Genomic DNA, 26,903 nt, shown 5'->3' on the forward strand with positions numbered 1-26,903 from the left:
CTACTCCAGCGGTCCGTCCGGAGAATTCGTCACTACATCTGTTAGGATCATCTATTCGACTTTCCGCCCCGGGCTTGTACTCATTGGCCTTTTTGTCAGAACGGGCAAGGAGTTCAAGCCAGCGCCCACAGTGGCGCTCTGTGCCGAATCAGTGCAATGCAGGAATCCCGTTCGGTCACGACGCCCGTCAGCCCGTCGCAACGTCAACCACAGATAGTCCACTGATCCAGTTGATCCAGCATAAGCTTCGGGGCGTCAGCGATTCCCTCGCCGGGCTCAATTCGGACGACGGGCGAAGTCATGCTGTCTGCAATACACAAGGTCATCACAGTCTCGATGCGATTAAAGCCTTCTCAATGCCGCTTCATACGCATTCGATGACTTCAGCCACTGCAATTACAGTGAATCCGCCTCGTCCTTTCTGAGTCTGAACGGTATGAACACGCTTCGGGACCTCCAAGCTTCGGGACCTCCAACCCTGTCTGCGGTCTCTGTCAGAACAGCGTCACAAGCATTGCCAGCGCGATCAAGAGCATGACGGCGGTAGCGCCCCAGCCGAGGAACCGGAGCCACCCGCGCGCGGCAAACCGACCCATAATGTCAACCCGCGACACGAGCATCATCATGACAACCATCAACGGAACAGCGACCACGCCGTTGATCACGGCACTCCAGTACAACGCCGCGATAGGATTGATAGCGGTGAAGTTCACGATCATGCCGATGAGCGTCGCAACGGCGATCGTCGCATAGAACGCTTTCGCCTCCTGTACCTTGCGCGTAAAGCCCACCGGCCAGTCACGGGCCTCGCCAATAGCATAGGCAGCCGAGCCCGCCAGAACGGGAACCGAAAGCAGGCCAGTTCCCACAATACCGGTCGTAAAAAAGAGTGCGGCGAATCTGCCTGCGACTGGACGCAGAGCCTGCGCCGCCTGCGCGGACGTCTGGATGTCGACGATGCCTGTGACATTCAACGTTGCCGCCGTGGTAGCAAGAATAGCCAGGGCTACTAGGTTGGACAGCCCCATGCCAACGAGGGTATCGATCTCGATGCGGTGTAGCGCCCGTCTCCCCTGCTCTGGCGCCTGCAGCAGATCGAGACGACGCGGATGCGCGCGCATGTCTTCTACCTCTTCCTCCGACTGCCAGAAGAACAGGTAAGGGCTGATGGTCGTGCCGAACACGGCAACCACGGCGGTTAAATAGCCGGATGTCCAGGCGATGTGCGGAACGAAGAAATGACTTGCCAGACGTGCCCAGTCGATGTGGACCACGGCCACCACCGCAAAATAAGCGAAAAGCGACAGCGTGAACCACTTGAGCACCGATACGTAGCGGGTGTACTGCAGCAGCAGTTGCATGCTCACGCAGATGACAGCGAAGAAAAGCACGTACAGCCACTTCGGCCCGGCCACGAGCAGTGCCATTGCATCGGCCATCGCCCCAAGGTCTGCGCCGAGATTGATAACATTGGCCACCAGCAGCAGTACCACGACCCACTGCAGCAACCAGTTCGGATAATGGCGTCGCAGCACACCCGCGATGCCGTGGCCGGTCGTGCGCCCGATGCGCGCGCTGATCATCTGGATCGCGACCATCAACGGATAGCTGAAAAACAGCGTCCACGACAGCCCATATCCGAAGGCCGCGCCGACCTGGCTATACGTGGCGATTCCGCTAGGGTCGTCATCGGATGCCCCGGTGATCAGCCCTGGCCCCAGCACACCCAGCAGACGCGGCTTTGACGGGCCGACAACGGGGTCTCGCGTGACGTCAGCTGAGCCCGGCGGCAGGTCGGCTTGACTCATGAGCTCGTCGCCTCTGACCAGGTCCAGTTCCGGATCGCTTCCGGATCGACCCCTTCCGCATGCGCGTAGGCGAGATGTTCGATAATCTGGCCGCGCAGCCACTCCTTCGTATGCGCGCCGACGATGCGCAGCGCGGGCACGCGGTCGATGACATTGATGGCCAGCGAGAAACGATCGACCTGGTTGATGATCGCCAGCTCGAGAGGCGTGTTGATGTTGCCTTTCTCGTGGTAACCGTGGACGTGCATGTTGCGATGGTTGGCCCGGTTGTAGGTCAGCTTGTGCACGAGCGACGCATAGGAATGGAAGTTGAAGATCACCGGCCTGTCCGTCGTGAACAGCGAATCGAAGTCCCGGTCGGACAGCCCGTGCGGATGGTCGGTGTCCGCCATCAGTCGGAACAGATCCACCACGTTGACGAAGCGGATCTTCAGATCAGGGAAATGAGATCTGAGGATTTGCACCGCGGCCAGTGCCTCCATGGTTGCGATGTCGCCGGCGCAGGCTACCACAACGTCCGGGTCCGCGCCCTGGTCGGTCGACGCCCAGTCCCAGATGCCAATGCCCTTCGTGCAATGAACGGCTGCGGCATCGGCATCCAGATACTGAAGATGGGACTGCTTGTCGGCGACGATGACATTCACGTAGTCGCGCGAACGCAGGCAGTGATCGGCCACGCTCAGCAGACAGTTCGCATCAGGCGGGAGGTAAATGCGGACAACATCCGGACTCTTATTTGTGACTACATCAAGGAAGCCCGGATCCTGGTGGGTGAAACCATTGTGGTCCTGCCGCCACACGAGCGAAGTAATGAGCAGGTTCAGCGACGGCACCGGCTTGCGCCAGTCGAGATCGCGCTTCGACTTCTCCAGCCATTTCGCATGCTGGTTGAACATGGAGTCGATCACATGCACGAATGCTTCGTAGGTCGCAAAAAACCCGTGACGGCCGGTGAGCAGATACCCCTCAAGCCATCCTTCGAGCGTGTGTTCACTCAGCATCTCCATGACCCGACCGTCCGGCGAAAGATCCCCGCCATCGGCATCGGATGGCTCACTCTGTGCCAGCCAGGTCTTGGACGACGCCTCGTAGACCGCCGTCAGACGGTTGCTGGCCGTCTCGTCCGGTCCGAACATGCGGAAGGAGGTCATATTCCGTCGCATGACGTCGCGCAGGAAACGGCCGAGCACCTCGGTCGTCGGAACATACCCGCTTCCTGGCCCCCTCACTTCGATCGCGTAGTCACGAAACTCCGGCATGTCGAGCGCGCGCGAAAGCAGTCCGCCGTTCGCGTGCGGATTGGCGCTGATCCGACGGTCGCCCTGCGGGGACAGTTCGCGCAGTTCAGGAACAAGCCGGCCCCGCGCGTCGAACAGGTCTTCCGGCGTATAGCTACGCAGCCAGTCCTCGACCAGCTTCAGGCTTGCAGGGTTCGTGGCAGGATCCAGAACAGGCACCTGATGGGCGCGCCACGATCCCTCGACCTTATGACCGCCGACCTCCTTCGGCCCCGTCCACCCCTTCGGCGTGCGTAGCACGATCATCGGCCAGCGCGGCCGAGTCGTATCGCCTGTTTCACGCGCATGCGTCTGGATTGCACGGATTTCGTCCAGGCACGCATCGAGCGTGGCGGCCATTTTCTGGTGCATCGTCACCGGATCGTCACCCTCGACGAAGTAGGGCTTGTGGCCATACCCGGTGAAAAGTGCCTCAAGCTCTTCGTGCGGAATGCGCGCGAGGATGGTGGGATTCGCGATCTTGTAGCCGTTCAGATGGAGCACCGGCAACACCGCCCCGTCGCGGACCGGATTGAGAAACTTGTTCGAGTGCCACGACGTCGCAAGCGGCCCGGTTTCGGCCTCGCCATCACCGACCACCACTGTCACGACCAGATCCGGATTATCGAATGCTGCACCGTAGGCATGCGAAAGACTGTAGCCAAGCTCACCGCCTTCGTGAATGGAACCCGGCGTTTCCGGTGTGCAATGCGAGCCGATGCCGCCCGGAAAGGAGAACTGACGGAAAAACCGCCGCATGCCAGGCTCGTCCCCCGTACAGTCCGGGTAGATCTCCGAATAGTGCCCTTCGAGATAGGCGTGTGAAAGCGTCGCCGGTGCACCGTGCCCGGGGCCGGAGATGAAAATCACGTCGAGGTCCCGCTCGCGGATGACGCGATCCAGGTGCACAAGCACGAAGCTCTGCCCCGGATCCGAACCCCAATGGCCAAGCAACCGGTTCTTGATGTGTTCCGGTTTCAGAGGTTCCCGCAACAGAGGGTTATCGCGCAGGTAGATCATGCCTGCGGAAAGATAGTTGCAGGCCCGCCAGTAGCGGTCCATGTCGCGCACCACGTGATCCGGCAATGGTTTCTGGCTCGGAGAATCAGTCATCACGGCTCCTGGGGGCATGTGGGACAGCGGGTGCCTGTCAGCGGGCACCTGCTGCGATCTGGTTACCCAATCGTATTGGGGCATGTCACTGCCGAAGCAAAGCAGTGGATGTTGTACAGCGTGACTTCAGCTATCTCGCGCATTGCCTCGACCGTAAAAAAACCCTGGTGTCCCGTCACGAGAACGTTGGGAAAGGTCAGCAGCAACTGGAACACGTCATCATCCAGAATGTTCGACGACCGGTCACGAAAGAAGAGACTCTCTTCCTGCTCGTACACGTCGATTGCGAGAGAGCCAAGATGCCTGCTTCTCAGGGAATCAATGACGGCACGCGTGTCGATCAGGCCGCCCCGCGAAGTGTTTACCAGCATGGCGCCGCGTTTCATCTGCGCCAGCGTCGCGCGGTTGATCATGTGCCGGTTAGCGTCAGTCAGTGGACAGTGCAGTGACACGATGTCGGACTGTGCAAGAAGAACGTCGAGCGAAACCTGGGTTCCGAGTTCCGCGAACGCCGACGAGACCGATACATCAAAGCCCAGGACCCGGCATCCGATACCCTTGAAGATACGCGCAGTGGCCAAGCCGATCCGGCCCGCGCCGACGATGCCGATCGTCTTGCGCGAAAGCGTCGTACCCAGCAGTCCATCCAGCGAAAAATTGCCTTCGCGCACGCGCAACCACGCGCGGTTGGTATGCCGGTTAAGCGTCATCACCAAGGCGAGCGCATGTTCCGCAACCGCCTCGGGAGAATACGCCGGCACCCGTGCCACGAAGAATCCCAGCTTTTTCGCTGCGGCGATGTCGACATTGTTGAAGCCAGCACAGCGCAAAAAGATGGCGCGCGCGCCCTGCCCGGCCAGCGCTTCGAGTACCGCCGTGTCGAGCCTGTCATTCACGAATACGCAAACGGCGTCTGCTCCCTGAGCCAGAGAGACCGTCTGGTCCGAAAGCGACGCTTCCTGATACACGAACTCGACGTCCAGCCCACCCTGATGGCCTTGCAGGGTCTCTTCAAGAAAGCGCTGGTCGTACGGTTGACTGCTGAAAACGGTAACCCGCATCCATCGCTCCGCTACATATCAGATTGGCGCCCGCTCCACGCCTGAAGCTGGGCGAGATACTGCCCGCGGGTGTATGCCCCCGGATCTTTCAGCCGTGCAAAGCTCATGGCACCGCGGATACCGTCAAGCGAAGCAACGCCACGCGTCTCGAGCCACTCGTCCAGCCCGCGCAGTATCGTGCTGAAACAGCCTGGACCGTCGCGCAATACCGCAGACGTCACCATAACCACGTCCGCGCCCGCATAGAGGTATTTGATCACTTGTTCGGCATTCTCCACGCCAGTCGATGCGGCGAGCGACGCCTGCACCCGTCCTGCCAGCAGCCCGATCCACTGCAGCGGCAGGCGCATGTCAACCGGCTGACTCAGGACCGGCTCGCTCGAGAGGGCAAGCCGATGCAGATCGATGTCCGGCTGCACAAAACGGTTGAATATCACCAGTCCGGCAGCGCCTGCCTCCACAAAACGGCTTGCCATGTTTCCAACGTTGGTGAAGTATGGCCCCATCTTCACGGATAGCGGAATCGTGAGGGCTCCGCGGAGTTCCTGCACGGTCCTGACGTAGCGCATCTCGATCGCTGAACCGCTTTCCGAAAGATCGGTCGGTACCGCAAACAGGTTCAGCTCGAGCGCGTGCGCACCCGCCTGCTGAAGCTGCCGCCCATGGTCCAGCCAGCCCCCGGGCGTTGTGCCGTTCATGCTCGCAATCACGGGAACAGACAGACGATCGCGCGCGCGACGCACCAGATCCAGGTAGCGCTCGGGAAGAAGCCCGTACGGGCCAGACGCAATGTGTACTGGAGGAAGATAGTGCTGGGGCGCTTCGGCGCTATGATCAACGCCCATCGAGAGGATCGCCTCACGCCGGCTGCCCACGGCGTCGATCTGCTCCTCGAAGAGCGACGGCAGCACGACCGCGGCCGCGCCGGCATCCTCCAGCCGCATCAGGTGGTCGAGTTCCCCATTCGCGGGCGATGCCGATGCTACGAGCGGATTACCCAGCTTCAACCCGAGCCAGGATGTCGTCAGGTCCATTGCGCGTTCTCCTCGTAATTCACATGCAGGTGCGATATGTGGCCGTCACGCGTCGACCCTGCTGGCGCCGTTGGCGGACGGCGCGTTGCTCCAGAACCGGCTGCCGTCGCGGGCCGCAAGATCCTCATACTGGCGAAACTTTTCGTCGACCCATCGTTGTGCTGCGTCCAGCAGACGGGCGGCCGTATCACCGTCGCTCTCAGCCAGCGAACTGTAGCGGATCTCGTTGTACGCATAGTCTTTCAACGGAATGGAAGGCCGCATCGAGTCAAGCTGGAAAGGATTCATACCGACCTGTCGCATGGCCGGGTTATAACGGAACAGGGGCCAGTAACCGCTGCCGGTCGCGAGCGCCTGTTGATGCATGCCCTGACGCATGTCGATACCGTGCGCAATGCAATGGCTATACGCGAGGATCAGCGACGGACCGTCGTAAGCTTCCGCCTCACGAAACGCCTGCAGGGTCTGTTGCGGATTCGCACCCATGGCGACCTGGGCGACATAGATGTTGCCGTAGGCGATCGCCTGCAATGCCAGATCTTTTCGCGGCACACGCTTACCCGCCGCCGCGAACTTGGCGACCGCCGCGAGCGGTGTTGCCTTCGACGATTGGCCGCCGGTGTTCGAATACACCTCCGTGTCGAGCACGAGCACATTCACGTCACGGCCCTGTGCGAGCACATGATCGAGGCCGCCATAACCGATGTCATATGCCCAGCCATCCCCGCCCACCAGCCAGATACTGCGTCGAACCAGGTGATCAACTACCGACAGGAGATCGTCCGCCCGTGCATCGTCGGAAAGCGCAAGCAGTCGGGTTTTCAGCAGCGCCACACGCTCACGCTGTGTGCGAATGTCGGACTCCCGCGTCTGTGGTCCCGCCAGGATGGCAGCCACGAGATCCGCGCCAACCTGCGGTGCCAGCTCCTTTAGCCGACGGTGCGCCAGTGCCAGTTGCTGATCGGCAGCGAGCCGGAAGCCCAGTCCGAACTCCGCGTTATCCTCGAACAGCGAGTTGGACCATGCTGGACCCCGTCCTTCCTTATCCTTCGACCATGGCGTAACTGGCAGATTGCCACCGTAGATCGAGGAGCAGCCCGTCGCATTCGCAATCTGCAGCCGGTCGCCGAAAAGCTGGCTCAACAGGCGCAGATACGGCGTTTCCCCACAACCCGCGCATGCCCCCGGAAACTCGAACAGCGGCTGGAGAAACTGCACGCCCCGCACATTTGCAAAATCGACGCGGGCCCGGTCATTGACCGGCAGAGACTCGAAGAAGCGGATATTCTTTTGCTCCAGTTCCAGGACAGGCAGTTTGTCGACGAGGTTCAGCGCCTTCGTTTCCGGCTCTACGGCGCTATACGCCGGACAGGCCTCGACGCACAGCCCGCAGCCGGTGCAGTCCTCGACATAGATCTGCAGCGAAAAACGGGCTTCCGGATAGCCGCGCGCATTGACGGGCGCAGAGGGAAAGGAGCCTGGGGCGCCGGCCAGGCGATCCTCGTGAAAGTAGCGGGCGCGGATCACGCCATGGGGACAAACGAAACCGCATTGCCCGCACTGGATGCACAGGTCACTGCGCCACTGCGGCACCGTGTCGGACACGTTGCGCTTCTCATAGGCGCTGGTGCCCGACGGAAACGTGCCATCCGCAGGCATGAGACTGACGGGAATGGCATCACCCTTGCCTGCAAACATCATCGCCGTGACGTCGCGCACGAACTCCGGCGCGTCGATCGGCACGACTGGGGGAGGCTCGCCCCCGTCCGCCGTCTCCGGTACCGTCACCTGCTGCATTCGCGTCAGCGCGCCGTCGACCGCCGCATCGTTCATCTGCACGACCCGCTCGCCCTGTCGCCCGTATGTTTTACGGATTGCCTTCTTGATCGCCGCGACCGCCTCATCGCGTGGCAATACGCCGGACAGCGCAAAGAAACAGGTCTGCAGCAGCGTATTCACACGAAAGCCCAGACCCAGCTCGCGCGCGGTGGCCGACGCATCGATCACATAGACGTTCAGCTTGCGGTCGATGATCGTCTGCTGCACCGGACGCGGCAGGTGCTCCCATACAGCATCAGCGGAATATGGCGCGTTGAGCAGGAAGGTCGCGCCCGGCGCGGCGTATTGCAACACGTCCACGCGCTCAAGGAAGTCGAAACGATGGCATGCGACGAAGCCGGCACGGCTGATCAGGTACGGGGCATGAATGGGGCGTGGGCCGAAACGCAGATGCGAGACCGTCTGCGCGCCGGACTTGTGCGAGTCGTACACGAAATAGCCCTGCGCATAGTTGCCGGTATCCTCGCCGATGATTTTCACGCTGTTCTTGTTCGCGCCGACCGTGCCGTCAGCGCCAAGTCCGTAAAAGACCGCCCGCGTCACGTCGTCTGGCTCGATGTCGAATGCCGGATCGTAGTCGAGACTCAGATGCGTGACGTCGTCTTCTATCCCCACGCTGAAGCTATGACGCGGCTGCGATTGTTCCAGTTCATCGAACACGGCCTTCGCCATCGCCGGGGTGAAATCCTTGCTTGAGATCCCATAGCGGCCACCGGTCACCAGCGGCAACGATACACGCTCGCCGCGACTGAACGAGTTTGCCAGCGTCGCGACCACGTCCTGGTAAAGTGGCTCCCCCGAAGCACCCGGCTCCTTGGTCTGCTCCAGAACGGCGATACGCGTGACCGACGCAGGCAACTCTGCCAGGAAATGGGCGGCTGAAAACGGCCGGTAAAGCCGCACCTGCAGCATGCCTACCCTGCGACCCTGCGCGGTAAGAGTCCTGACGGTTTCCTGCACGGTTTGCGCGCCTGAGCCCATCAGCACGATGATGTGCTCCGGATCCGGCGCGCCTGCATATTCGAACAACCGGTAACGGCGCCCGGTCAGATCACCAAAACGGTCCATCAGCTTTTCGACAATGCCGGGAACCGCGTCGTAATAGCGGTTCACTGCCTCACGGGCCTGGAAATAGGTGTCCGGATTATGTGCCGTGCCGCGCACGAACGGCCGCTCGGGACTGAGGGCGCGGCCACGATGCGCACGGATCAGTCCGTCGTCCATCATCGCGTGCAGCACGTCATCGTCGAGCAGGTCGAGCGTGTTCAGCTCATGCGACGTACGAAACCCATCAAAAAAATGAAGAAACGGCACGCGCGATTCGAGGGTTGCAGCCTGTGCAATGAGTGCGCTGTCATGCGCCTCCTGCACCGAGGCAGCGCTGAGTAGTGCGAAGCCCGTCATCCGCGCGGCCATCACATCCGAGTGATCGCCGAAGATTGACAGTGCTGACGTCGCCAGTGAGCGGGCCGCCACATGAAAGACCGTCGAAGTCAGCTCGCCTGCGATCTTGTACATGTTGGGCAGCATCAGCATCAGCCCCTGGGATGCGGTGAACGTCGTCGTCAACGCACCCGATTGCAACGCGCCGTGCACTGCGCCCGCTGCACCTCCTTCTGCCTGCATCTCCTGCACGACCGGCAGATTGCCCCACAGGTTCTGAATGCCTTCTGCCGTCCATTGATCCGCCAGCTCGGCCATCGGCGAGGACGGTGTGATCGGGAAGATCGCACATACTTCGTTCAGTTTGTAGGCAACGGTCGCAACCGCCGTATTGCCGTCCATCGTGCTCCGGGTCATCGCGGGACCTCCACGGCAGGGGCAGCAACCGCGTCCGTCTCCGGCACCATGTCGATCGCATGGCAAGGGCACTGGTCGAAACAGACCGCGCAACCGGTACAACGCTCGAGTCTCACCTGATAGCCCCTGGTTGGCCCGAGCCGCTCGATGGCCTGGGTTGGGCACGCGGCGTAGCAGTTGTCACATTCGTAGCAGTTACCGCACGAGAGGCAACGACGCGATTCGTGGAGCGCCTGGCCCTCGTCAAGGCCGCCAATCACTTCCTCAAAACCACCGCGCTCGCCGACAGGCAGTGCGGACTGCGTGGACGGTATCGCATCGCTGTACAGTGGCAGGTGCAGCGCATCGAATCCGACGATTGCATGGCGCTCAGACCTGATGAGCGAGGTGCCCCCAAGCCACGCGTCGATGTGACGGGCCGCGCGCTTGCCGTGGCCGGTCGCCGTGGTCACCGTGCGGTTTGCCGGCGTCATGTCGCCGCCCGCGAAGATGCCGGCATAGCCCGTCTGAAAATCCTCGCCGACAATCACTGTGCCATCGGCTGCGAAGCCGATGCCCTGGATGTTGCGCAGGAATCCCGTGTCAGTCTGCTGGCCAAGTGCGAGAATCAGTGAATCAGCTTCCAGCGTCTCGTACTCGCCGGTCGGCTGGGCGCGGCCATCGCCGTCCAGGCGCATCTTTTCCACCCGGACGGACGTCCCATCAACATCCCGGATACTCGACAGCCACTGGATGCGCACGCCCTCTTCCAGCGCCTCGGCAGCTTCGAACGGCAGCGCGCCCATGTGCTCGCGGTCACGGTAATAGACGATCACCGCTTCTTCCGCGCCTAGCCGACGTGCGGTGCGCGCCGCATCCATCGCGGTGTTCCCGCCGCCGTATACCATCACGCGCCGCCCCAGTTGCGGCCGCTCCCCAGTGCCGGCCGCACGCAGCAATGTGACCGCGTCGAGCACCCGCGCCGCGTCGCGAGCCGGAATGTCGATATGTCGGGCCACCTGCGCCCCTATGGCAAGCAGCACCGCATCAAAGCGGCCCGTCGACTTCTCCGAGAGCACGTCCTCCACCTTCCGGTTCAGCACAATGCGGATGCCAAGCGACTCGAGGCGACCGATCTCATGGTCCAGAACATCGCGCGGCAGCCGGTATGCCGGAACCCCGAAGTGCAGCATGCCGCCCGCTACCGGACCCGCCTCATGGATCTCGACCGAATGACCACGCAGCGCGAGATGCCATGCTGCGGAGAGCCCGCACGGCCCGGCGCCAACGATCAGCACGCGTTTGCCGGTAGGCGGGGCCGGCGTGACGTACCAGCCGTGTTCGAGCGCCTGGTCCCCGAGAAAGCGTTCTACCGCATGCACGGAGACCGCGCTGTCGAGCGAGCCCCGATTGCATGCTGTCTCGCATGGGTGATAGCAAACCCGACCGTGGATGGCAGGAAATGGATTATCCGTGACCAGGCGTCGCCATGCGGCTTCGTACTTCCCGGCCTGCGCCAGCGCGAGCCAGCCCTGGATGTCCTCACCGGCGGGACACGCGTCGTTGCACGGTGGCAGCAGATCGTGCCAGACCGGGTGCTGCGTGCGCACCGGCCCCGTCGCCTGTCGACGGGTCAGGTTCACGGCAGGACTCATGTTCTCGAGGCGGATGTTCATTCGAACCTCTATTCGTATATGGGGTATCCGCGAATTCGCGCGCCGGTTTCTGTATGCCGGATGTCGCGACCCGCCGCAGGGACAAGAGCACCTATCTCGTGATCCCTGCCTGTGGCCCGGTTTCCTTCAGAAACAGCGCAAGCAACATTGCGACGACGATGCCACCAAGCAACCAGCCTCCAGCTTCCCGGAATACGGGCAGGTCAATCGGGCCACCGCCGGCGTAACGCGCCAGCAACCGGCCGAACAGAGGCGTGAGCCATGCACTGAACGTAAACACGAGGAAGTTGATTGCCCCGGTTGCACTGCCCTTGACGTTATCCGGATTAACTTCCTTGATCACCGAATATGGCAACATCGCAGCGCCGGAGCCAACACCTAGCAGCAGGCCGAGTACATAATGCGGTGCCACGCCGGCAGGCAGATAGAGGATGCCCGCACCGGACGCGAGCATCAGCAGGGCACCTGCGAACAGCACCGGTTTGCGACGGCCGATGTGATCGGACAGATAGCCCAGCAGTGGACAGCCGATAACCCAGCCGAGCGGCACCATGCTTGCGCGGTTCACCGCCTCCGCGTAGCTGACTTCCAGACCGTTACGCAGAAACGGCACGCCCCAGATCATGTCGCCAATGGTGGTCGGCAGGAACAGCAGACCCGCGCAAAAGCCACACAGGTACGATTGCGGATTGGTCAGCACTATCCGGTAAGGGGCAAACATCTTCGCCCAAGAACCCTGGCTTGCCGGTCCCGCATCGTGGCCATGTGGTGTGGCGAGAAACACCAGCAAGGCAATCACGAGAAGGCCTGCTCCTGACAGCCACCAGAACTGTTGCCAGGTGATCAGGCCATGGATCAGGGGGCCTACTGCAAACTGTCCTGCCGAGCCGCCGAGCATCCCGAAGCACTGCGTGAACCCGACCGCAGTTGCGAGGTAGCGTGGCGGAAAACCATGTGTCGCGAGATAGACCGCCCCCGTGAACGCGCAGGCGGATCCGGCGCCCTGGAGAAGCCGGCCAATCCCTGCTAACTGGACGCTCCCCAGACCGAACAGGACCGCCCCGACGGCGACGAGCACAATCCCCACCGGAATCACGCTCTTGCCCCCAAGCCGGTCGAGGGCCGCACCCGCGACAATCGAAAACAGTGAATAGGTGTAGTAGTACAGGCCAACCAGCGCACTGACACCCACCGCATCGCGACCGAATGCTGCGGACAGCTCCGGGACCATCACCCCTGGCGCCGAGCGCAACGCATACTGCACGAAGTAGAAGATGATGCAGAAGAGCCAGGCGATCACAAAGCCGATATGCATCGGCTCACGAGCCGTCAGGGTCGACGAAGAACTGGGCGTTACACTTGCCATCGGAACCTTCCTGTCTTGACGACTACGTTCAACAACCCGGGAAGTACACTGCTGGCTACCTCTCCTGCGTTTAAATGCTTTCCGCAATCCACGCAGCGATTCCGGGCCAGGTGTCTTTCAGCGTCCGTGAGCCCATGAACAGGCCGATATGACCGCCCGGCACAAGTTTCTTCACGACGTTCATTGCTGACGTACCCAGATACTTCGTCGCGTCGAACACCTGTTCCGGCGTTGTAATGTCGTCCGACTCCCCCGCGAGGAGGTAGACCGGACACGTTATCGACTTGAGGTTCAGCACGCGGCCGAGGCCAACGAACGTTCCCTTCGCCAGCCGGTTTTCCCTGAAAATCTTCCGGATGACCTGCAGATACCATCGCCCCGGGAGATCAAGCGGGTTTTCGTACCAACTCTCGAATGCTTCCTCCTTTTTCAGGTACGCCGGATCGTCAATGTGCTCATACAGATCGATGTGTTCTGAGATGTAGTGCTGCTCCGGGTGCATGTTCTTCCAGCCCTGAAGCATGAACTTCCCGCGCATCAGGCCCCCGCCCATTCTGACCAGCTCCTCGTAGAAGGATTCGGGGTACGTATGCACCATCCGTTTGATCGGACCGTCGCCCGCATCGGTATCGATTGGCGAGCCAGCGAGCACGAAGCGCGCAACCTTGCCCGGGAAGCGCGCAGCGTACATGACTGACATCCAGCCGCCCTGGCATAAACCGACCAGATTGACGCGGCCGCCCAACTCGTCCACGCAGACGTTCAGTTCAGCCAGGTACTGGTCGATTTCCAGGTCCTTCATGTCTTCAGTCGCTGACTTCCAGTCGATCAGATAGAGCCGCGAAACGCCGTTGTCCCGCAGCGTCTCCATCAGGCTCTGACCGGGCTGGTAATCGGCAATCATCGATCGGTGACCCGCATAAGGCGCGTCCACGATGGTCGGCAGACCGCAGGCGGCCGGGCTCGAGTAATCCCGCAGCACCATCGTTCGAAGGTCGAGGAAAGGTCGGTTGTTCGTTGCGAGCGAAGGTTGGAGACCAGAATGCAGCTTTTCTTCTTCGGCCAGAAATGCGAGGTTTCTCGCAGTCAATGCTGTACCGGCCTCAAACATCGCTGTAGCGGCCATCATCGGCCAGAAGAAAGGAAGTGGCGGAACCGGAGTTCTGTTATGAGGTAAACGACCCATCAAGCATCTCCGTGCTGGAACTGGCATTGATAACGCCCCGGCAGGCCAAGCGCGTACCATACCTCCCACAGGGGCGTGGGGTTGTGTGGATGATCGGTGCCAAGGCGACAGCCTTTGTCACGCGTCACGTTTTTTTGGTCGGGCAATCGCAACCGCACCGGCTACCTCCCCCGTATCAAACTTGACCAGTGAGAACGCGACGTCCGCGTAGATACGCGTGCCGTCCCTGTGCATCGCGCCGGTCAAAACCGCTTGCCCATGATGTTTCGTCTCGCCAGATTCGATCGCCCGGCTGAAGCCATGCCAGTGCGCAGCGCGAAGATGAACCGGAATGATCAGGTCCAGGCTTTGCCCCAACGCCTCCTGCTCCTGGTATCCAAACAGCGCCTCCGCCGCGATGTTCCAGCGGATGATCACGCCGTTCCGGTCCGCGCAGATAAGCGCATCGGGGGCCTGCCCGACGATCAGCGCGTCGAGAGGCGCAGTGTCTGCCATGATTAAGTCCTCGGATCGGGGCCGACAGAATCTGATGGCCTCATCCTGAATAGGGTTCAACGATCCGGGAGGCGGATCAGATCAAGTGTGACAAGGACAAGGATCAGCGCAGGGATGATGAGCGGTTCCGACGTCAGGCCTGCCATGATGGCACCGACGGCTGCCGAAAGACTGTAGGTAAGCCACGCGAGGCCAGGCAGGAGCACGTCGGCGAGAGACGGGCGCTTTTCCGTCGCACTTCTGCCGCCAAAATATCGGCCAATGAACGTGTCTGAAAACTTCACCATGTTATTGGTCACGACCAGCGTCTGCAGCGAAACCGCACCGAAACGGCTGATCGTCTCCCCCTGCATCCCGAGCGCCAGTGCCAGAATCGGGAGTTCGACCGGCACCCGCAACGCGGGATATCCGCGCACGACACCGGCGATGACGAGCAGCACGGCCATGATGCACAGTTCGAGCGGCGGCCGCTTCAGGTGACGCCGGATCACGCTCGCGATCATGCAGCCGATAAAGAACGCACCGATGGCAAACGCAAGCAGCGCAAAGCGGGACCATGCGGCCTGCGCCAGGCTCCAGCCCAGTTGCACGGTGTTGCCTGTCATGATGGCCGGATAGATCCCGCCCGCGTCCTTGTATCCGATCACCTCCACGAAACCGCAAACGGTGGTGAGCGCAACGACGCGCCGCACATTGACGCGCAACGGGAGCACAGTCGGGGATGCGACTGACATGTCCATCCTGATCTCCCTATGCTCAGGCACTGCGGCCGGTTGGCTTGAACTCGGCGCGCAACGCAGCCCCGTGCTGATCCAGCGACGGCGCCCCTGGGCGCACCGCCGGGTCGGCATAGCTGCTGAGCTTGATCGGATTGCCCGGCATTTTCACCCCGCCAGCTTCGATCACCATGTTGCGCGCAGCTGTCTGCGGTAATGCCGCAGCCTCCGCAATATCGAGCAACGGTCCCACAGGAACGCCGGCCTCGTGAATGACCTGCAGCCAGTGCGCCGCGTCCTGCTCACGTAACGTCACTTCAAGCGCTTCCTTGAGGGCAGCGGCATGCTCCATGCGATGACGGTTGTCCGAGAACCGTGCGTCGTCCACGAGTTCAGACCGCCCAATCGCGCTGCACAGTTTAAGAAACAGCGAATCGTTACCAGCACAGATCACGAACTGCCGGTCGCGTGCTTCGTAGATGTCGAAAGGTGCCATGTAGGGATGGCGATTGCCGATGCGACCCGGCGCCTTCCCGGTTGCCACGTAGGACATGAACCCATGTTCCAGGAACGCGAGCGTCGCATCGAACATGGCGACGTCGACATGCGCCCCTTTGCCAGTTTTCTCCCGATCGTACAGGGCGCTCGCAATGCCACTGAACATGAAGATACCGCCGCATAGATCGGAGAGCGATGTACCGACCCGGGTGGGCGGACCGTTCGGGAAACCTGTCGCGTCGATGATGCCACTCATCGCCTGGACGATCGTATCGTAGGCGGGGTACGTGGCCATCGGTCCGGTCTGGCCAAAGCCGGAAGACGACGCGTAGATCAGTCGCGGATTGATGCGCGAAAGCTCCTCGTACGAAAACCCGAGGCGCTGCATTGTGCCGGGCCGATAGTTCTCCGCCAGCACGTCGGCCTTGCGCACCATGTTCAGGAAGATGTCACGGTCACCGTCCGCCTTCAGATCCAGGACGATGCTTTCCTTGCCCCGGTTCACAAAGCTGAAATAGAGCGACTGGTCGCCAACAAACGGACCAAGAAGCCGCGTATCGTCGCCATGATCCGGCTGCTCGACCTTGATCACTCTCGCGCCAAGATCTGTCAGGATATTCGTCCCAAACGGACCATTGAGCACGTGCGTCAGGTCAATGACGAGCACATCCGAAAACGGGCCGTCCGGGCGCGTCCTTGCTGCTGATGAAGAGTCCATTATTCTTCCCATCATGATGTGACGTGGCTGGGTTTCGGCCACACGCGATGCTGCTCACCCAGATGACGTGCGGTGTGACCCGACGCCTGCCTATTTCGTAGCCGCCAACCCGCTTTTCGGATTGAGGTTTTTCAGGTGTCCGCTTTCCGTGCCCGCATGGGGGTCAATCACACAGTTGATCAATGTTGGCGCCTTGGCCGCAAGTGCCGTCGTCAGCGCTGCGGTCAGTTCTTCCGGTCGGGTAACGTGATAGCCCTTGCCGCCAAAAGCCTCGATCAACCTGTCGTAACGTGCAGAACCCATCAGAACCGTCGGCCCCGGGTCGGCCCCGCCACTCCGGTTGATATCATCACCGTGATAAATCCCACCATTGTTGAACACCACGATGACAACCGGCAGGCGGTAACGGCAAATGGTTTCGATCTCCATGCCGCTAAAGCCGAACGCGCTGTCTCCCTCGATCGCCACGACAGGTCGTCCGCTGGTCACCGCGGCGCCAATCGAGTACCCCATCCCAATGCCCATGACGCCCCACGTTCCCGCGTCAAGCCGCCTGCGTGGCATTTGCATATCGATGATGTTTCGCCCGAAGTCCAGTGTGTTCGCGCCTTCGTTGACAAGATAGACGTCGGGATTGTTCGCCAGAACATCCCGGACTGCACGCAGGCCGCTCTGGAACGTCATCGGGTCCGGGTTGGCCTGCAGATTCGCCGCCATCTTCTCTTCATTGTGCTTGCGGCGCTGGATGATCGCTTCCGTCCACGCGTCCGGCGTGCGCACGGGCGTCGTTGACAGAGCCTGCAGGAACGCAGCCATTGCCGAAGCGATGTCGCCGGCCACCGGCGCGGCAATCGCGCGGTTACTGTCGAACTCGGCGGGCTCGATCTCGACCTGGATCAGCCTGGCGTTTGCGGACCATTGCGGCGCCTTACCGTGTCCGAGCAGCCAGTTCAGGCGCGCACCAAGGAGCATGACAACATCAGCCTGACCCAGCACGAAGGAACGCGCGGCCGCTGCGGACTGCGCATGATTGTCTGGCAAAAGCCCCTTGGCCATCGACATCGGCAGAAATGGAATACCGGTCTCTTCCAGAAATGCCCGGATGGCATCGTCGGCCTGTGCGTAGGCGGCGCCTTTGCCAAGGATAACCAGTGGACGCTGCGCGCTCGCGAGGAGCGAAAGCGCACGTGTCACCGATTCCTGCGAAGGGATGCGCGCGGGGGCCGGGTCGACGACCTTGATGAGCGATGCGTGCGCCGATGCTGCGTCGGTGGTGGCCGCCAAAGCCGCAGCGGTGAGATCCAGGTAGACGCCGCCCGGCCTTCCCGACACCGCGGCACGGATTGCGCGGGCGACACCGATGCCGATATCCTCGGGCCGGTTGATCCGGAACGCCGCCTTGGCGAACGGCTTCGCGGCGTTCATCTGGTCAAGCTCTTCGTAGTCGCCCTGCTGCAGATCGATGATCGCACGGTCGCTGGACCCGCTGATCTGGATCATCGGAAAACCGTTCGTCGTGGCATTGGCAAGCGCGACCAGGCCGTTGAGGAAACCAGGGGCCGAGACGGTCAGGCACACACCCGGCCACTGATTGAGATAACCCGAAATCGCGGCGGCATTTCCCGCGGACTGTTCGTGACGGAAACCAAGGTACCGGATTCCCTCGGCTTGGGCAAGGCGTGCGAGGTCCGTGATGGGAATGCCGGCTACGCCATAGATAGTGTCGATGCGGTTGAGTTTCAGCGCCTCGACGGCCAGATGAAAGCCATCTGTCAGTGCGGCCTGTGCAGGACTGTCTGCCATATTGAATCCCCGTTCTGCTGAGTAAGTGACAATGCCGCGAAAAATCAGATCACATTCTTTTCCCTGAAATCGGCGATCTGCTCTTTCGAGTAACCCAGCTCAGTCAGCACTTCCTCATTGTGTTCGCCTAGCAGCGGTGACGCGGTGATGGTCGGCGTGAAAGCCGAGAACTTGGGCGGGCATCCCACCGTGTAGTAGGTTCCACGCTCCTTGTGCTCGACGGCCACGATCGAGCCGTTCGCACGCAGCGATTCGTCGTGCAGCAGCTCTTTTGTCGTCAGCACGGGCCCGCAGGGGATCTCGTACTTGCGCATGATCTCGACGACCTCATGCTTGTCCTTGTCGATCGTCCAGGCCTCAACGGCCGCATAGACGTCAAACAGGTGCGGAATGCGAGCCTCGGGCGTCGCAAACTTCGGATCAGTGATCCACTCCGGCTTCCCGATGACTTTGCATACGTTCTCCCAACCCCAAGGCTGAAAAATCACATAAACGTAATCGTTAGGATCGATCTTCCAGTTCTTGCACTTCAGCATCCAGCCAGGTACGCCCGACCCGGAAGCGTTTTCGCCGCGCGGCACCGTGTCGCCAAAAGGCTTGTGCGGATACTGCGGGTATTCAGTCAGTTCGCCGTTGCGTTCCAGTCGCTGCTGGTCGCGGATTTTCACGCGACACAGGTTCAGTACGGCGTCCTGCATTGACATATAAACTTTCTGGCCTTTGCCCGTTTTCTCACGGTGAAGCAGTGCTGCCAGCAATCCGATCAGCAGATGCATGCCCGTGTTCGAGTCGCCCAACGCCGCCCCCGACATCAGCGGAGATCCTTCGACCAGACCGGTTGTCGACGCCGCGCCACCTGCCGCCTGGGCAATATCTTCGTAGGTCTTGAGGTCGCCGTAGGGGGAGTTTTCAGGAAAGCCCTTCACGGTCCCATAGATCAGCCGCGGATTCAACTGGTGCACGTGATCCCAGCCAAAACCCATGCGCTCAAGTGCGCCCGGCGCGAAGTTTTCAACAAGGATATCTGCCTGCTCTAGCAGTTTGGTCAGGATCTCTTTGCCCTCAGGCGTCTTCGTATTGAGCTCCAACGAACGCTTGTTCGAATTGAGCATCGTGAAGTACAGGCCGTCCTTATCCGGGATGTCGCGCAGTTGCTGCCGGGTCACATCGCCCTTTCCGGGGAGTTCGATTTTAAGGACATCGGCTCCGAACCACGCGAGCATTTGAGTACAGGCCGGCCCCGCCTGTACGCCTGTGAAATCGATAACCTTGATACCGCTAAGTGGGAACTCCATCGCTCAATCCTCTGAAAGTGTAAAAACACTGTCTTCGATTAAGCATCTTTTGAAAAATAGCAGCATTGATCCAGATCAAAATCTGGCAGCCCAGTTAATTTTCGTTCGCGGATAACGTTACGAACCATTACTTAGCAACGTAGGTGCCGTCTCACGTAGGCGCTGCTCCGCCCATCTGTCAGCGAAAGGAGCCCGGTGGAACGGGACTAGCAACCGTCGGAACATGTCCGGCCAGCAAACTCAGTTTTACGGGGTCCTTAACGGAGATCAGCCGCGGGCCGTCGCGGGTCACGGCTCCCTCTTCTTCCAGAAAATGCAGGCCCCGGCTTACCGCTTCTATCGACAAACCCACATAGTCGGCAACCTCCTGACGACTCATAGGAAGAACGATCGTACTGCGGCCTTCGACCTGGTCAAAGTTGGCTTGCTGGATCCACAAGAGAAAACGGGCAACACGTACCGACGCATCGCGCTTCGATACCATAATGGCGTGATACTGCGAGTGCCGCAGTTCGTGACATAGCTTGCAGAGCAAACCTATATCAAGGCGCGGATCGCGCTCCAAAATCGCTTTCAGATCGGATATTGGAATGCGAAAAACCGACAAGGGGGTTAACGCTTTTGCCGTCGAAACGTAAAAGCCGTCTGCGCTGAGTCCGATCAAGTCATGTGGAAAAAGGAAAGCCGTCACACACCTCACCCCTTCAGGCTCGATACGATACGTCTCAGCAACACCAGTCACGATGTTATAGACGAACCGGGAAGCCTCCCTTTCCGAATATAGAAGCGAGTTTCGAGGTATTTCGATCAACTCAGATACCTGCATCAGTGCATCTTGCTCTGCCGCCGAAAGCAGTTCAACCGCACTGCCATCGCCGTTGTCGTCGAATGGTGCGGCGAAGATCGACGGTCGCACCGCCGTCAAAAGCTGCCGTTGGGAATGATTCATGGTCGAGTCACCATATACCTCAGCAAAAATCCGTTCCCGATAAACCGCTAGCAAAATATACCCGCTAGCGCCTAGCGCGGCCGCTGCTAACTGACCAAACGGAAGATGTCCAAAAATCGTCGCCTCTCATACCGTGCCCCATTCTCAGATGTCATTTCGAAAACATGCTGAGATCGACCAGGTCGTGATAAAGCACACCACTGCGTATTCTAGCTCAGCGTCAGGCGATGGCTCCCAGGTTCCTGCTTGCGCCGCAACCGCTCGCAGCGGCTGCGCTCATCCGACTGCTCCACCGACGACGCCCCAAATCTATACAGGTTACGGCCAATCGGAAAACGTAACCGTCATGGACCGCGCAAAGCCCTCATCGCCCCATACGGGTTATCGAATGGGACGGCCTGAATCACGGTCTCCTGCACCATTGCCTCCTGTTCCCCTCGCAACCTTGAGAATCTCGTTAGCACGATGTTACTCACTGAGATCGCACTCTAATACGACAGCGTCATAAAATTCATGGCTCTGCAGGGGTTCTTTCGTCCTTTGCATGAGCATGTGATGGACTGGGAGAGATGGTTCGAAGGGTACCAGGAACACCGATGCGACGCGATTGAAGGCAGCTTCATAGTCCCGCGCCCCGAGGCGTCCACAATCTTCGCTTCTTTGACGTGCCGACCACGCGGCCTCGGCCCATCTAGCATGGCCGTTGAAAAGTGCCCCGTCATGAAGACCGACACCGTGTTCACGAGGTATCCGTATGCGATTTGCTGCTGAATTACGGGTCCACCAGCTGATTTTTGCTGGCAACGCACCCGGTTGATACGACGGCGCTGCATGATCGCCACGTCGCCGGGCTAATCTCGTCGCTCCTTGCCGCACCACAGCTGGCATACGCGCCATGCGGCTCAGCCTGCTCGCCACCGTCGTCAGCTTGCAGTGCTGATCGGCGCGCCTGAGCCCGCGATAGAACGTCTGCCGGATCCGTCCGACCGTTTTACCCGAGCCGACATGCTCCTCGACACGCTTACGGATGATCTGGCTGCCCCGCTACCCCACATGCCGCGAAGTGCGACGTCGATTGCACTACCGCCAGCGCGCTCATCGTTGCGTGCGACATGCGGCGTCACGTTGCGGGCGCGGCAATCGCTCACGAAGTCACGCGTGCCATAGGCCTTGCGGCACCCACTTTCTTCGCTGCGTGCCTGGCACGCGCTCGAGCAGCCGCAAGGCGCTGACCCGCGCGACGAAACCATCCGCATGACTAACAACAGCGCCGACCACCAGCCCGGAGCGGTTCTCCATCAGGATGTAGCAGTGGTAGCACAGGATGTGCTGGACTCTTTATACTCTTCTTGAACAGACGGGCGCCGGATCCGTACCCGAGTCATGCGTATCGTTGCTGCGCCGCTTGCCTTTCCAGTCCGTGTCGGCGTTGCACCCACCGCTTGCTGGCAGCCCATCGTCCGAACCGTCCTTCGCACGGAAGCTTTTGTGAGTGGCTAGGCCTAGATCAGCGTGCCGTCCACCGCGAAATGCTCACTGGAAAGGAGGACATGTTTGTCGGCTAGGCTCATGACTTCAGTGAAAAATGCATCTACGACTTCATGCTCCAGCAGCAGGTCGCGGTTTTTCGAGAACACCGAGTGGTTCCACACGGCGTCCTCGATCACCACTCCGACGAACCAGCGGAACAGCAGGTCGTAACGCATCTGCTCCATCAGCAATCGCTCGCTGCGCACCGAGTAGAACACACGCAACTGCGAGGCACGCAGCAGTTTCTCAGGAGCAATGTAGGCCCGGCCGCGGTCGGCGTAGATCACGCTGAACAACCCGTTAAGCCGCTTCGATGCGTCATTCACAAGCGGTCGAATCGGTCGCAACGGGTGATCAGCAGGAACGAAGTCGTCCAGCTTAACCGTCGTAAATAGCGTCTCCTGCATCGAATCAATCCCGCGCATCGGACTCATCGCCCAATCTCACGCACACAAGATCCATAACGTCTGTCCTTCAAACCCCACTCACACGAGACCCAAATTCAACAGTCGGCTAGACGCTAGTGCAAGCGAGCGAGGAGTGCGCGTACAGCGATCCGTTCACTCCCTGAGGGTCTCGCGCCACGGCTTGGCCCATGACCGATGCCGTGTCATACAACATGCTTCCCACAGACTTTTGAGAAAAAGCCGCTCCGGCAGCTACATTCTGTTATGGCGACACCAATCAATGGCCCCAGGAAATGGCCAAGTGGACAGGAGCGATAGCCAGAAAAACACATCAAGCCACTTGCTACCTGCTTTTGTCATTCAAGGACTACCAAGAGATTGACCGGATCACTGAGGACACGTGGATAGGAATGGCAGCTTCAGGCGCAGTCAGATTTTTCGTCATGTTAACAGCGGCGACGCTGCATGCACACCACATCGAAATAAAACTTCAGCCAACGCGGCGCGAATACCCACGACTGCGTCTGGCAAAGTTGCTTCGCTGGCTTTCGCCGCGCGCATCGTTGGCAGCGGGCCTTACCCGTTCTGGCTGGATCTGCCATCTACAGCCCTGCCGGTGTTCTCCGCTGGTGCAATAGTCTCTCCCCCCAATTAGCAGTCGCTCGTGAGTTCTATTCGGTGGTGGTTCTCATTGCGATTGTCGGTGGCGTTGCAATCACATTGCTCCATCTGGACCGCTCAAAGCACTTTACTGGAGCGCGTCATAGTTAATGGCTCGCCGTTCGTCAATCGCTTCTCTCACAAGTCCCGACCTGCCACTGTCCTCGCATCGAACTGCATCAGTCAGTCGACCCTGAATTCGTTATAACATCGTATGCCGTGTTTATAACGGCACTCCCCGAAGGTAACATGCGACCCGACAGAATCATGTTTATCCGGCACGCGAAGAAACCTGTCGCCAATGAAAGTATGGGAATCGAAGTGGACGGCAAGCCTGATGCGGAGAGCCTTTGCGTCGCGGTTGCCAGCGTGCTGGCGCCCTGGCGCGATTCGTTTGCCCAATCGAAAAAACGCATGCGACGGAACTCAAACTCATCACCGTATTCGCTGCGCGAGCGGGTCCTTCGAGCAAGAGCAAGCACTCGATGCAGACTGTGACGCCGCTTGTTTCGCTGCTGCGTGAGACATTGCATGTAAACTATGTCACGACTTACCTGAAAGACGACGGTCAAGCGCTAATGGCAGACGTACTCACTCGCGCCGGCATCGTGCTCATTGCGTGGGAGCACAAAGTGCTGCCGTCGCTCATCGGACACATGTCTCGCTCGCCCATCGCCCCTGCAACGTGGCCGGATGCTCGGTTCGACGTAGTCTCGATCTTCGATCGTACGGGGACAACTGGTCATTTTCGCAACTCTCGCAATTGCTACGTGCGGGCGACTCCTCCGCGCCGATCCGCTAGCACCGCGCATCGGCGGGAATGGCGTCCAGGTCCAGGGGCGGGGTATGTCACAGGTAGCCCAACCGCTTTTTTACCCGCACGCAGCGTCGCTAGTACGCCTGATTATTCGATTCTTAATATCGGATGAAACCAATTCATTCCGCAGCTTCAGATCGCGCAAAACTACTAGCGGCATAACGGAAAGAGACAGTCATTCGTAAGATTCTCGTCTTTTTTCCCGATTCCGGCGCGGAAAATCGGCACCCGATTCAATCTTCTGAAATGGAGAAGCGACATCGGTGTTATTGTGAATGTGTAGCGGCTCATGCTGCAGACCTGCAGTCACTGAACATCGTCGCGATGCGATCCGGCAGTTCGCGTCACCACAGGAGGGTCCTTCAACGTGCCAGCTTCGCAGATCCCACCCGCGCAACAACAAGCGCTCTCGGTCGAACCGCAATCGATCGATGCGCCCTGCTCGGCCGCCGCCGCTTTCCTGGTACTCAGGATCAAGGACGACGACGCGTCGATCGCTCTCGCTCAATCCGTCATCGCCAGCACCGACGATCTTGTCAAAAATGTCCGGATTCGAGCCCCCGGTGGCCTCTTCAACTGTAACGTCGGGATCTCACATCGCGCCTGGGCGCCGCTCACCGGGAAGCCGCTGCCGAAGGAGCTCAGACCGTTCCAGGAAGTACGGGGTGCGGCTCACACCGCCGTCTCAACCGCAGGCGATCTGCTTTATCACGTACGCGCGGTATCGACGGACGTCATCGTCGAATTCGAAAGAATTGTCCTTGAAGCCTTCGGCACTGCAGTCGAAGTCATTGACGATGTAGCGGGATTCCGTTATTTCGATGGACGCGACCTGCTGGAATTCGTCGATGGCACCGCGAACCCCGACGGTCTCGATCTCCCCGACGCAACAATAGTCGCGGAGGAAGACCCGGATTATGCCGGCGGCAGTTATGTCGTGATCCAGAAATATCTGCACGATATGGCTGCCTGGCGAGCACAAAGCGTGGAGACGCAAGAAGCCATCATAGGCCGAAAAAAATTCGACAATGTAGAACTGCCGGACGCAACGGCGGGCCAGAAATCGCACAAGACGCTCTGCACGATCGAGGATGCAGACGGAGAACACGACATTCTCCGCGACAACATGCCGTTCGCCACGCCGGGGCGTAACGAGTACGGCACCTATTTCATTGGCTATTCACGCCATCTTTGGGTGATAGAAAAAATGCTTGAGCGAATGTTTATCGGTGATCCGCCACCGCTTCACGATCGGATTCTGGACTTCTCAAAAGCCGTAACGGGGGTAACGTTCTTTGCGCCGGCGCGACAATTTTTAAGCAGCATCGCTGGGTGATCGCGGCTTATTCCCCTCATGTGGCGGAATACGTGAAAAGCAGGCAGAGTCACCGGCCGGCATCGCGCTCGCTTTCCTCCTGTACTGTCAGGATTGACTCGGGCAGTATCTTCAGTCGCTTGATGGGAATAGGTTCGCCGCCTTTGTCGGAATGCCCATAGGTGCCTTCGGCGATCTTTTCAAGCGCCCGCTGGATGCCGGCAACCTTGTGGTCGCTCACGTTCCGCAGCGCCTGATTGGCGATATCCTGCTCCATCTTCTGGGCATCGCCCTCGAATTCCTTCGCCTCCTCGCCGGACACCGCCTCCTGATTGTGCCCGGCCGAAATCGTCGTTTTTTCGCCGCCCAGCACCTCGCGTTGCATCGCCAGCAAGCGCTGACGCTGATTCTCGATGAACGCTTCGCTCAATATCTGATCAGTCATAGCGATTCAAAGACCCATCAATGACACTGCGAGCTAGTGAACTAAACCCTTGAATATTGTCGTCAAGCTTGCGGCCATCATTTCGACCGCGATTGCTGCCAGTATCATACCCATCAGACGTCTGGCGATTGCCGTCACCTTGGCAGACAGAAAGCGCCCGAGATAGGGCGCGGAAAACAACGCAATGGCCAGCAATGCGAGAAACACGACCAGCCCAATGGCGAGACTCCCAAACTCTCCGTTGGAGGCTGCGGCGTGCCCGAACACCACCAGAGTGGCGATCGTGCCGGGGCCGACGAGAAGAGGCGTCGTCAGCGGGAAGATCGCCACGTCCTGATCATAGCCGCTCTCCCCCACTTCGCGTCGCTGCGGCGTGTGCTGCGCGCTCGGTGAGCCGTGTACCATGTCCAGCGCGATCAGCAATACAAGCAAGCCTCCTGCCAAACGGAAATCCTCGATGCTGACCCCAAACACGTTAAGGATCGTCTCGCCCACGGTGACGGAGATGACGCAGCCAATCGTCACGCCGATAAAGGTTGTGGCTGCAACGGCCCGCTTCTTCCCGTCGGCCATTCCTTCGGTTAGCGAAAGAAAAACCGGGATGTTCGCGATGGGATTCATGATCGCAAAGAGCGACGAGAAGACCTTCATCGAAAACGTGAAGTCGATTGCCATGAGTAAACTCGTGATCACAGTCCAACCTAAGATTCAAGCGCGTACCGTTCGATGAACGCAGCAGACGCTTCAATCCAGCCCGGTGCGGCCACCTTCGCGACAGGCATGTTTGCGCCGCTTAGAGCATATCACCACGAATCGGCCACCGGCAGCTTCGATGAGAGTCGCTCCGCAGACTCGCCATCGAGCTTGAAGATGGCAACGCATGCACGCAGTACCTGTGCCTGTGCCTGTGCCTGTGCCTGTGCCTGTGCCTGTGCCTGTGCCTGTGCCTGTGCCTGTGCCTGTGCCTGTGCCTGTGCCTGTGCCTGCGCCGTCTCCTTTGCCTGTTCCTGTTCCACTTCCGTATCCTTATCGTGGTCGTTTGTCGTGTGCTCGGTCGTGATGTTGTCTACGCTGCACCCTTCGTCATCGTGTAACATAGTTATCGTGTCCGCACCT

Annotated in this window: 17 protein-coding genes and 2 pseudogenes; 1 reads left to right on the plus strand and 18 read right to left on the minus strand. The window is 59.9% G+C overall.

Annotated elements, in window-relative coordinates:
- Nucleotides 1-494: 494 nt before the first annotated feature.
- From G3N97_RS12370 to G3N97_RS12440, 15 genes and pseudogenes are all read right to left on the minus strand, one after another.
- On the minus strand, nt 495-1,808 hold the full coding sequence (locus tag G3N97_RS12370) for a divalent metal cation transporter (protein ID WP_205993470.1): 1,314 nt from the start codon (nt 1,806-1,808) through the stop codon (nt 495-497).
- On the minus strand, nt 1,805-4,198 hold the full coding sequence (locus G3N97_RS12375; RefSeq protein ID WP_205993471.1) for a phosphoketolase family protein: 2,394 nt from the start codon (nt 4,196-4,198) through the stop codon (nt 1,805-1,807). The genes G3N97_RS12370 and G3N97_RS12375 overlap by 4 nt, the downstream gene beginning before the upstream one ends.
- Before the next feature lie 62 nt (nt 4,199-4,260).
- Nucleotides 4,261-5,259: a 2-hydroxyacid dehydrogenase gene (locus G3N97_RS12380; RefSeq protein WP_205993472.1), complete on the minus strand. Its 999-nt coding sequence runs from the start codon at nt 5,257-5,259 to the stop codon at nt 4,261-4,263.
- 11 nt (nt 5,260-5,270) lie between these two features.
- On the minus strand, nt 5,271-6,293 hold the full coding sequence (locus tag G3N97_RS12385) for a dihydroorotate dehydrogenase-like protein (protein WP_205993473.1): 1,023 nt from the start codon (nt 6,291-6,293) through the stop codon (nt 5,271-5,273).
- Between the two features lie 45 nt (nt 6,294-6,338).
- Nucleotides 6,339-9,917: a pyruvate:ferredoxin (flavodoxin) oxidoreductase gene (nifJ, locus tag G3N97_RS12390; protein WP_241030547.1), complete on the minus strand. Its 3,579-nt coding sequence runs from the start codon at nt 9,915-9,917 to the stop codon at nt 6,339-6,341.
- An 11-nt stretch (nt 9,918-9,928) separates the two neighbouring features.
- Nucleotides 9,929-11,587: an NAD(P)-binding protein gene (locus G3N97_RS12395; protein ID WP_205993475.1), complete on the minus strand. Its 1,659-nt coding sequence runs from the start codon at nt 11,585-11,587 to the stop codon at nt 9,929-9,931.
- Nucleotides 11,588-11,678: 91 nt separating this feature from the next.
- The gene (locus G3N97_RS12400) at nt 11,679-12,953 is read right to left on the minus strand and encodes an MFS transporter (protein WP_205993476.1); all 1,275 of its coding nucleotides are present in this window, start codon (nt 12,951-12,953) and stop codon (nt 11,679-11,681) included.
- A 70-nt stretch (nt 12,954-13,023) separates the two neighbouring features.
- Nucleotides 13,024-14,139: an alpha/beta fold hydrolase gene (locus tag G3N97_RS12405; protein WP_241030548.1), complete on the minus strand. Its 1,116-nt coding sequence runs from the start codon at nt 14,137-14,139 to the stop codon at nt 13,024-13,026.
- A gap of 117 nt (nt 14,140-14,256) precedes the next feature.
- The gene (locus G3N97_RS12410; RefSeq protein ID WP_205993477.1) at nt 14,257-14,634 is read right to left on the minus strand and encodes a PAS domain S-box protein; all 378 of its coding nucleotides are present in this window, start codon (nt 14,632-14,634) and stop codon (nt 14,257-14,259) included.
- A gap of 56 nt (nt 14,635-14,690) precedes the next feature.
- A complete protein-coding gene (locus tag G3N97_RS12415) occupies nt 14,691-15,368 on the minus strand; it encodes a YoaK family protein (protein WP_205993478.1) in 678 nt (225 codons plus the stop codon).
- 22 nt (nt 15,369-15,390) lie between these two features.
- Nucleotides 15,391-16,608 carry a CoA:oxalate CoA-transferase gene (yfdE, locus tag G3N97_RS12420; protein ID WP_205993479.1) on the minus strand — a complete coding sequence of 406 codons (1,218 nt, stop codon included), beginning with the start codon at nt 16,606-16,608 and terminating at the stop codon, nt 15,391-15,393.
- 48 nt (nt 16,609-16,656) lie between these two features.
- Nucleotides 16,657-18,369 carry an oxalyl-CoA decarboxylase gene (gene oxc / locus G3N97_RS12425; RefSeq protein WP_205993480.1) on the minus strand — a complete coding sequence of 571 codons (1,713 nt, stop codon included), beginning with the start codon at nt 18,367-18,369 and terminating at the stop codon, nt 16,657-16,659.
- A gap of 44 nt (nt 18,370-18,413) precedes the next feature.
- Entirely contained in the window at nt 18,414-19,664 is a 1,251-nt protein-coding gene (frc, locus tag G3N97_RS12430) for a formyl-CoA transferase (RefSeq protein WP_205993481.1), read from the minus strand.
- A 178-nt stretch (nt 19,665-19,842) separates the two neighbouring features.
- On the minus strand, nt 19,843-20,613 hold the full coding sequence (locus tag G3N97_RS12435) for a Crp/Fnr family transcriptional regulator (protein WP_205993482.1): 771 nt from the start codon (nt 20,611-20,613) through the stop codon (nt 19,843-19,845).
- An 855-nt stretch (nt 20,614-21,468) separates the two neighbouring features.
- Nucleotides 21,469-22,559: pseudogene (locus G3N97_RS12440) on the minus strand (IS5 family transposase); the annotation flags it as partial.
- 1,835 nt (nt 22,560-24,394) lie between these two features.
- Here G3N97_RS12440 and G3N97_RS12445 point away from each other — a divergent pair.
- Nucleotides 24,395-25,363, plus strand: a complete 969-nt coding sequence (locus G3N97_RS12445) for a Dyp-type peroxidase (protein ID WP_321968570.1) — start codon at nt 24,395-24,397, stop codon at nt 25,361-25,363.
- 49 nt (nt 25,364-25,412) lie between these two features.
- Here the strand turns inward: G3N97_RS12445 and G3N97_RS12450 are convergent, their stop codons facing one another.
- From G3N97_RS12450 to G3N97_RS12460, 3 genes and pseudogenes are all read right to left on the minus strand, one after another.
- A complete protein-coding gene (locus G3N97_RS12450) occupies nt 25,413-25,787 on the minus strand; it encodes a TraR/DksA family transcriptional regulator (protein ID WP_205993483.1) in 375 nt (124 codons plus the stop codon).
- 33 nt (nt 25,788-25,820) lie between these two features.
- Complete coding sequence (locus G3N97_RS12455) at nt 25,821-26,462, minus strand: MarC family protein (protein ID WP_205993484.1); 642 nt, start codon at nt 26,460-26,462, stop codon at nt 25,821-25,823.
- A gap of 128 nt (nt 26,463-26,590) precedes the next feature.
- Nucleotides 26,591-26,903, minus strand: a pseudogene (locus G3N97_RS12460) (hypothetical protein); the annotation flags it as partial.

This window comes from Paraburkholderia sp. Ac-20347 (assembly GCF_017104805.1).
Lineage (GTDB): Bacteria > Pseudomonadota > Gammaproteobacteria > Burkholderiales > Burkholderiaceae > Paraburkholderia > Paraburkholderia tropica.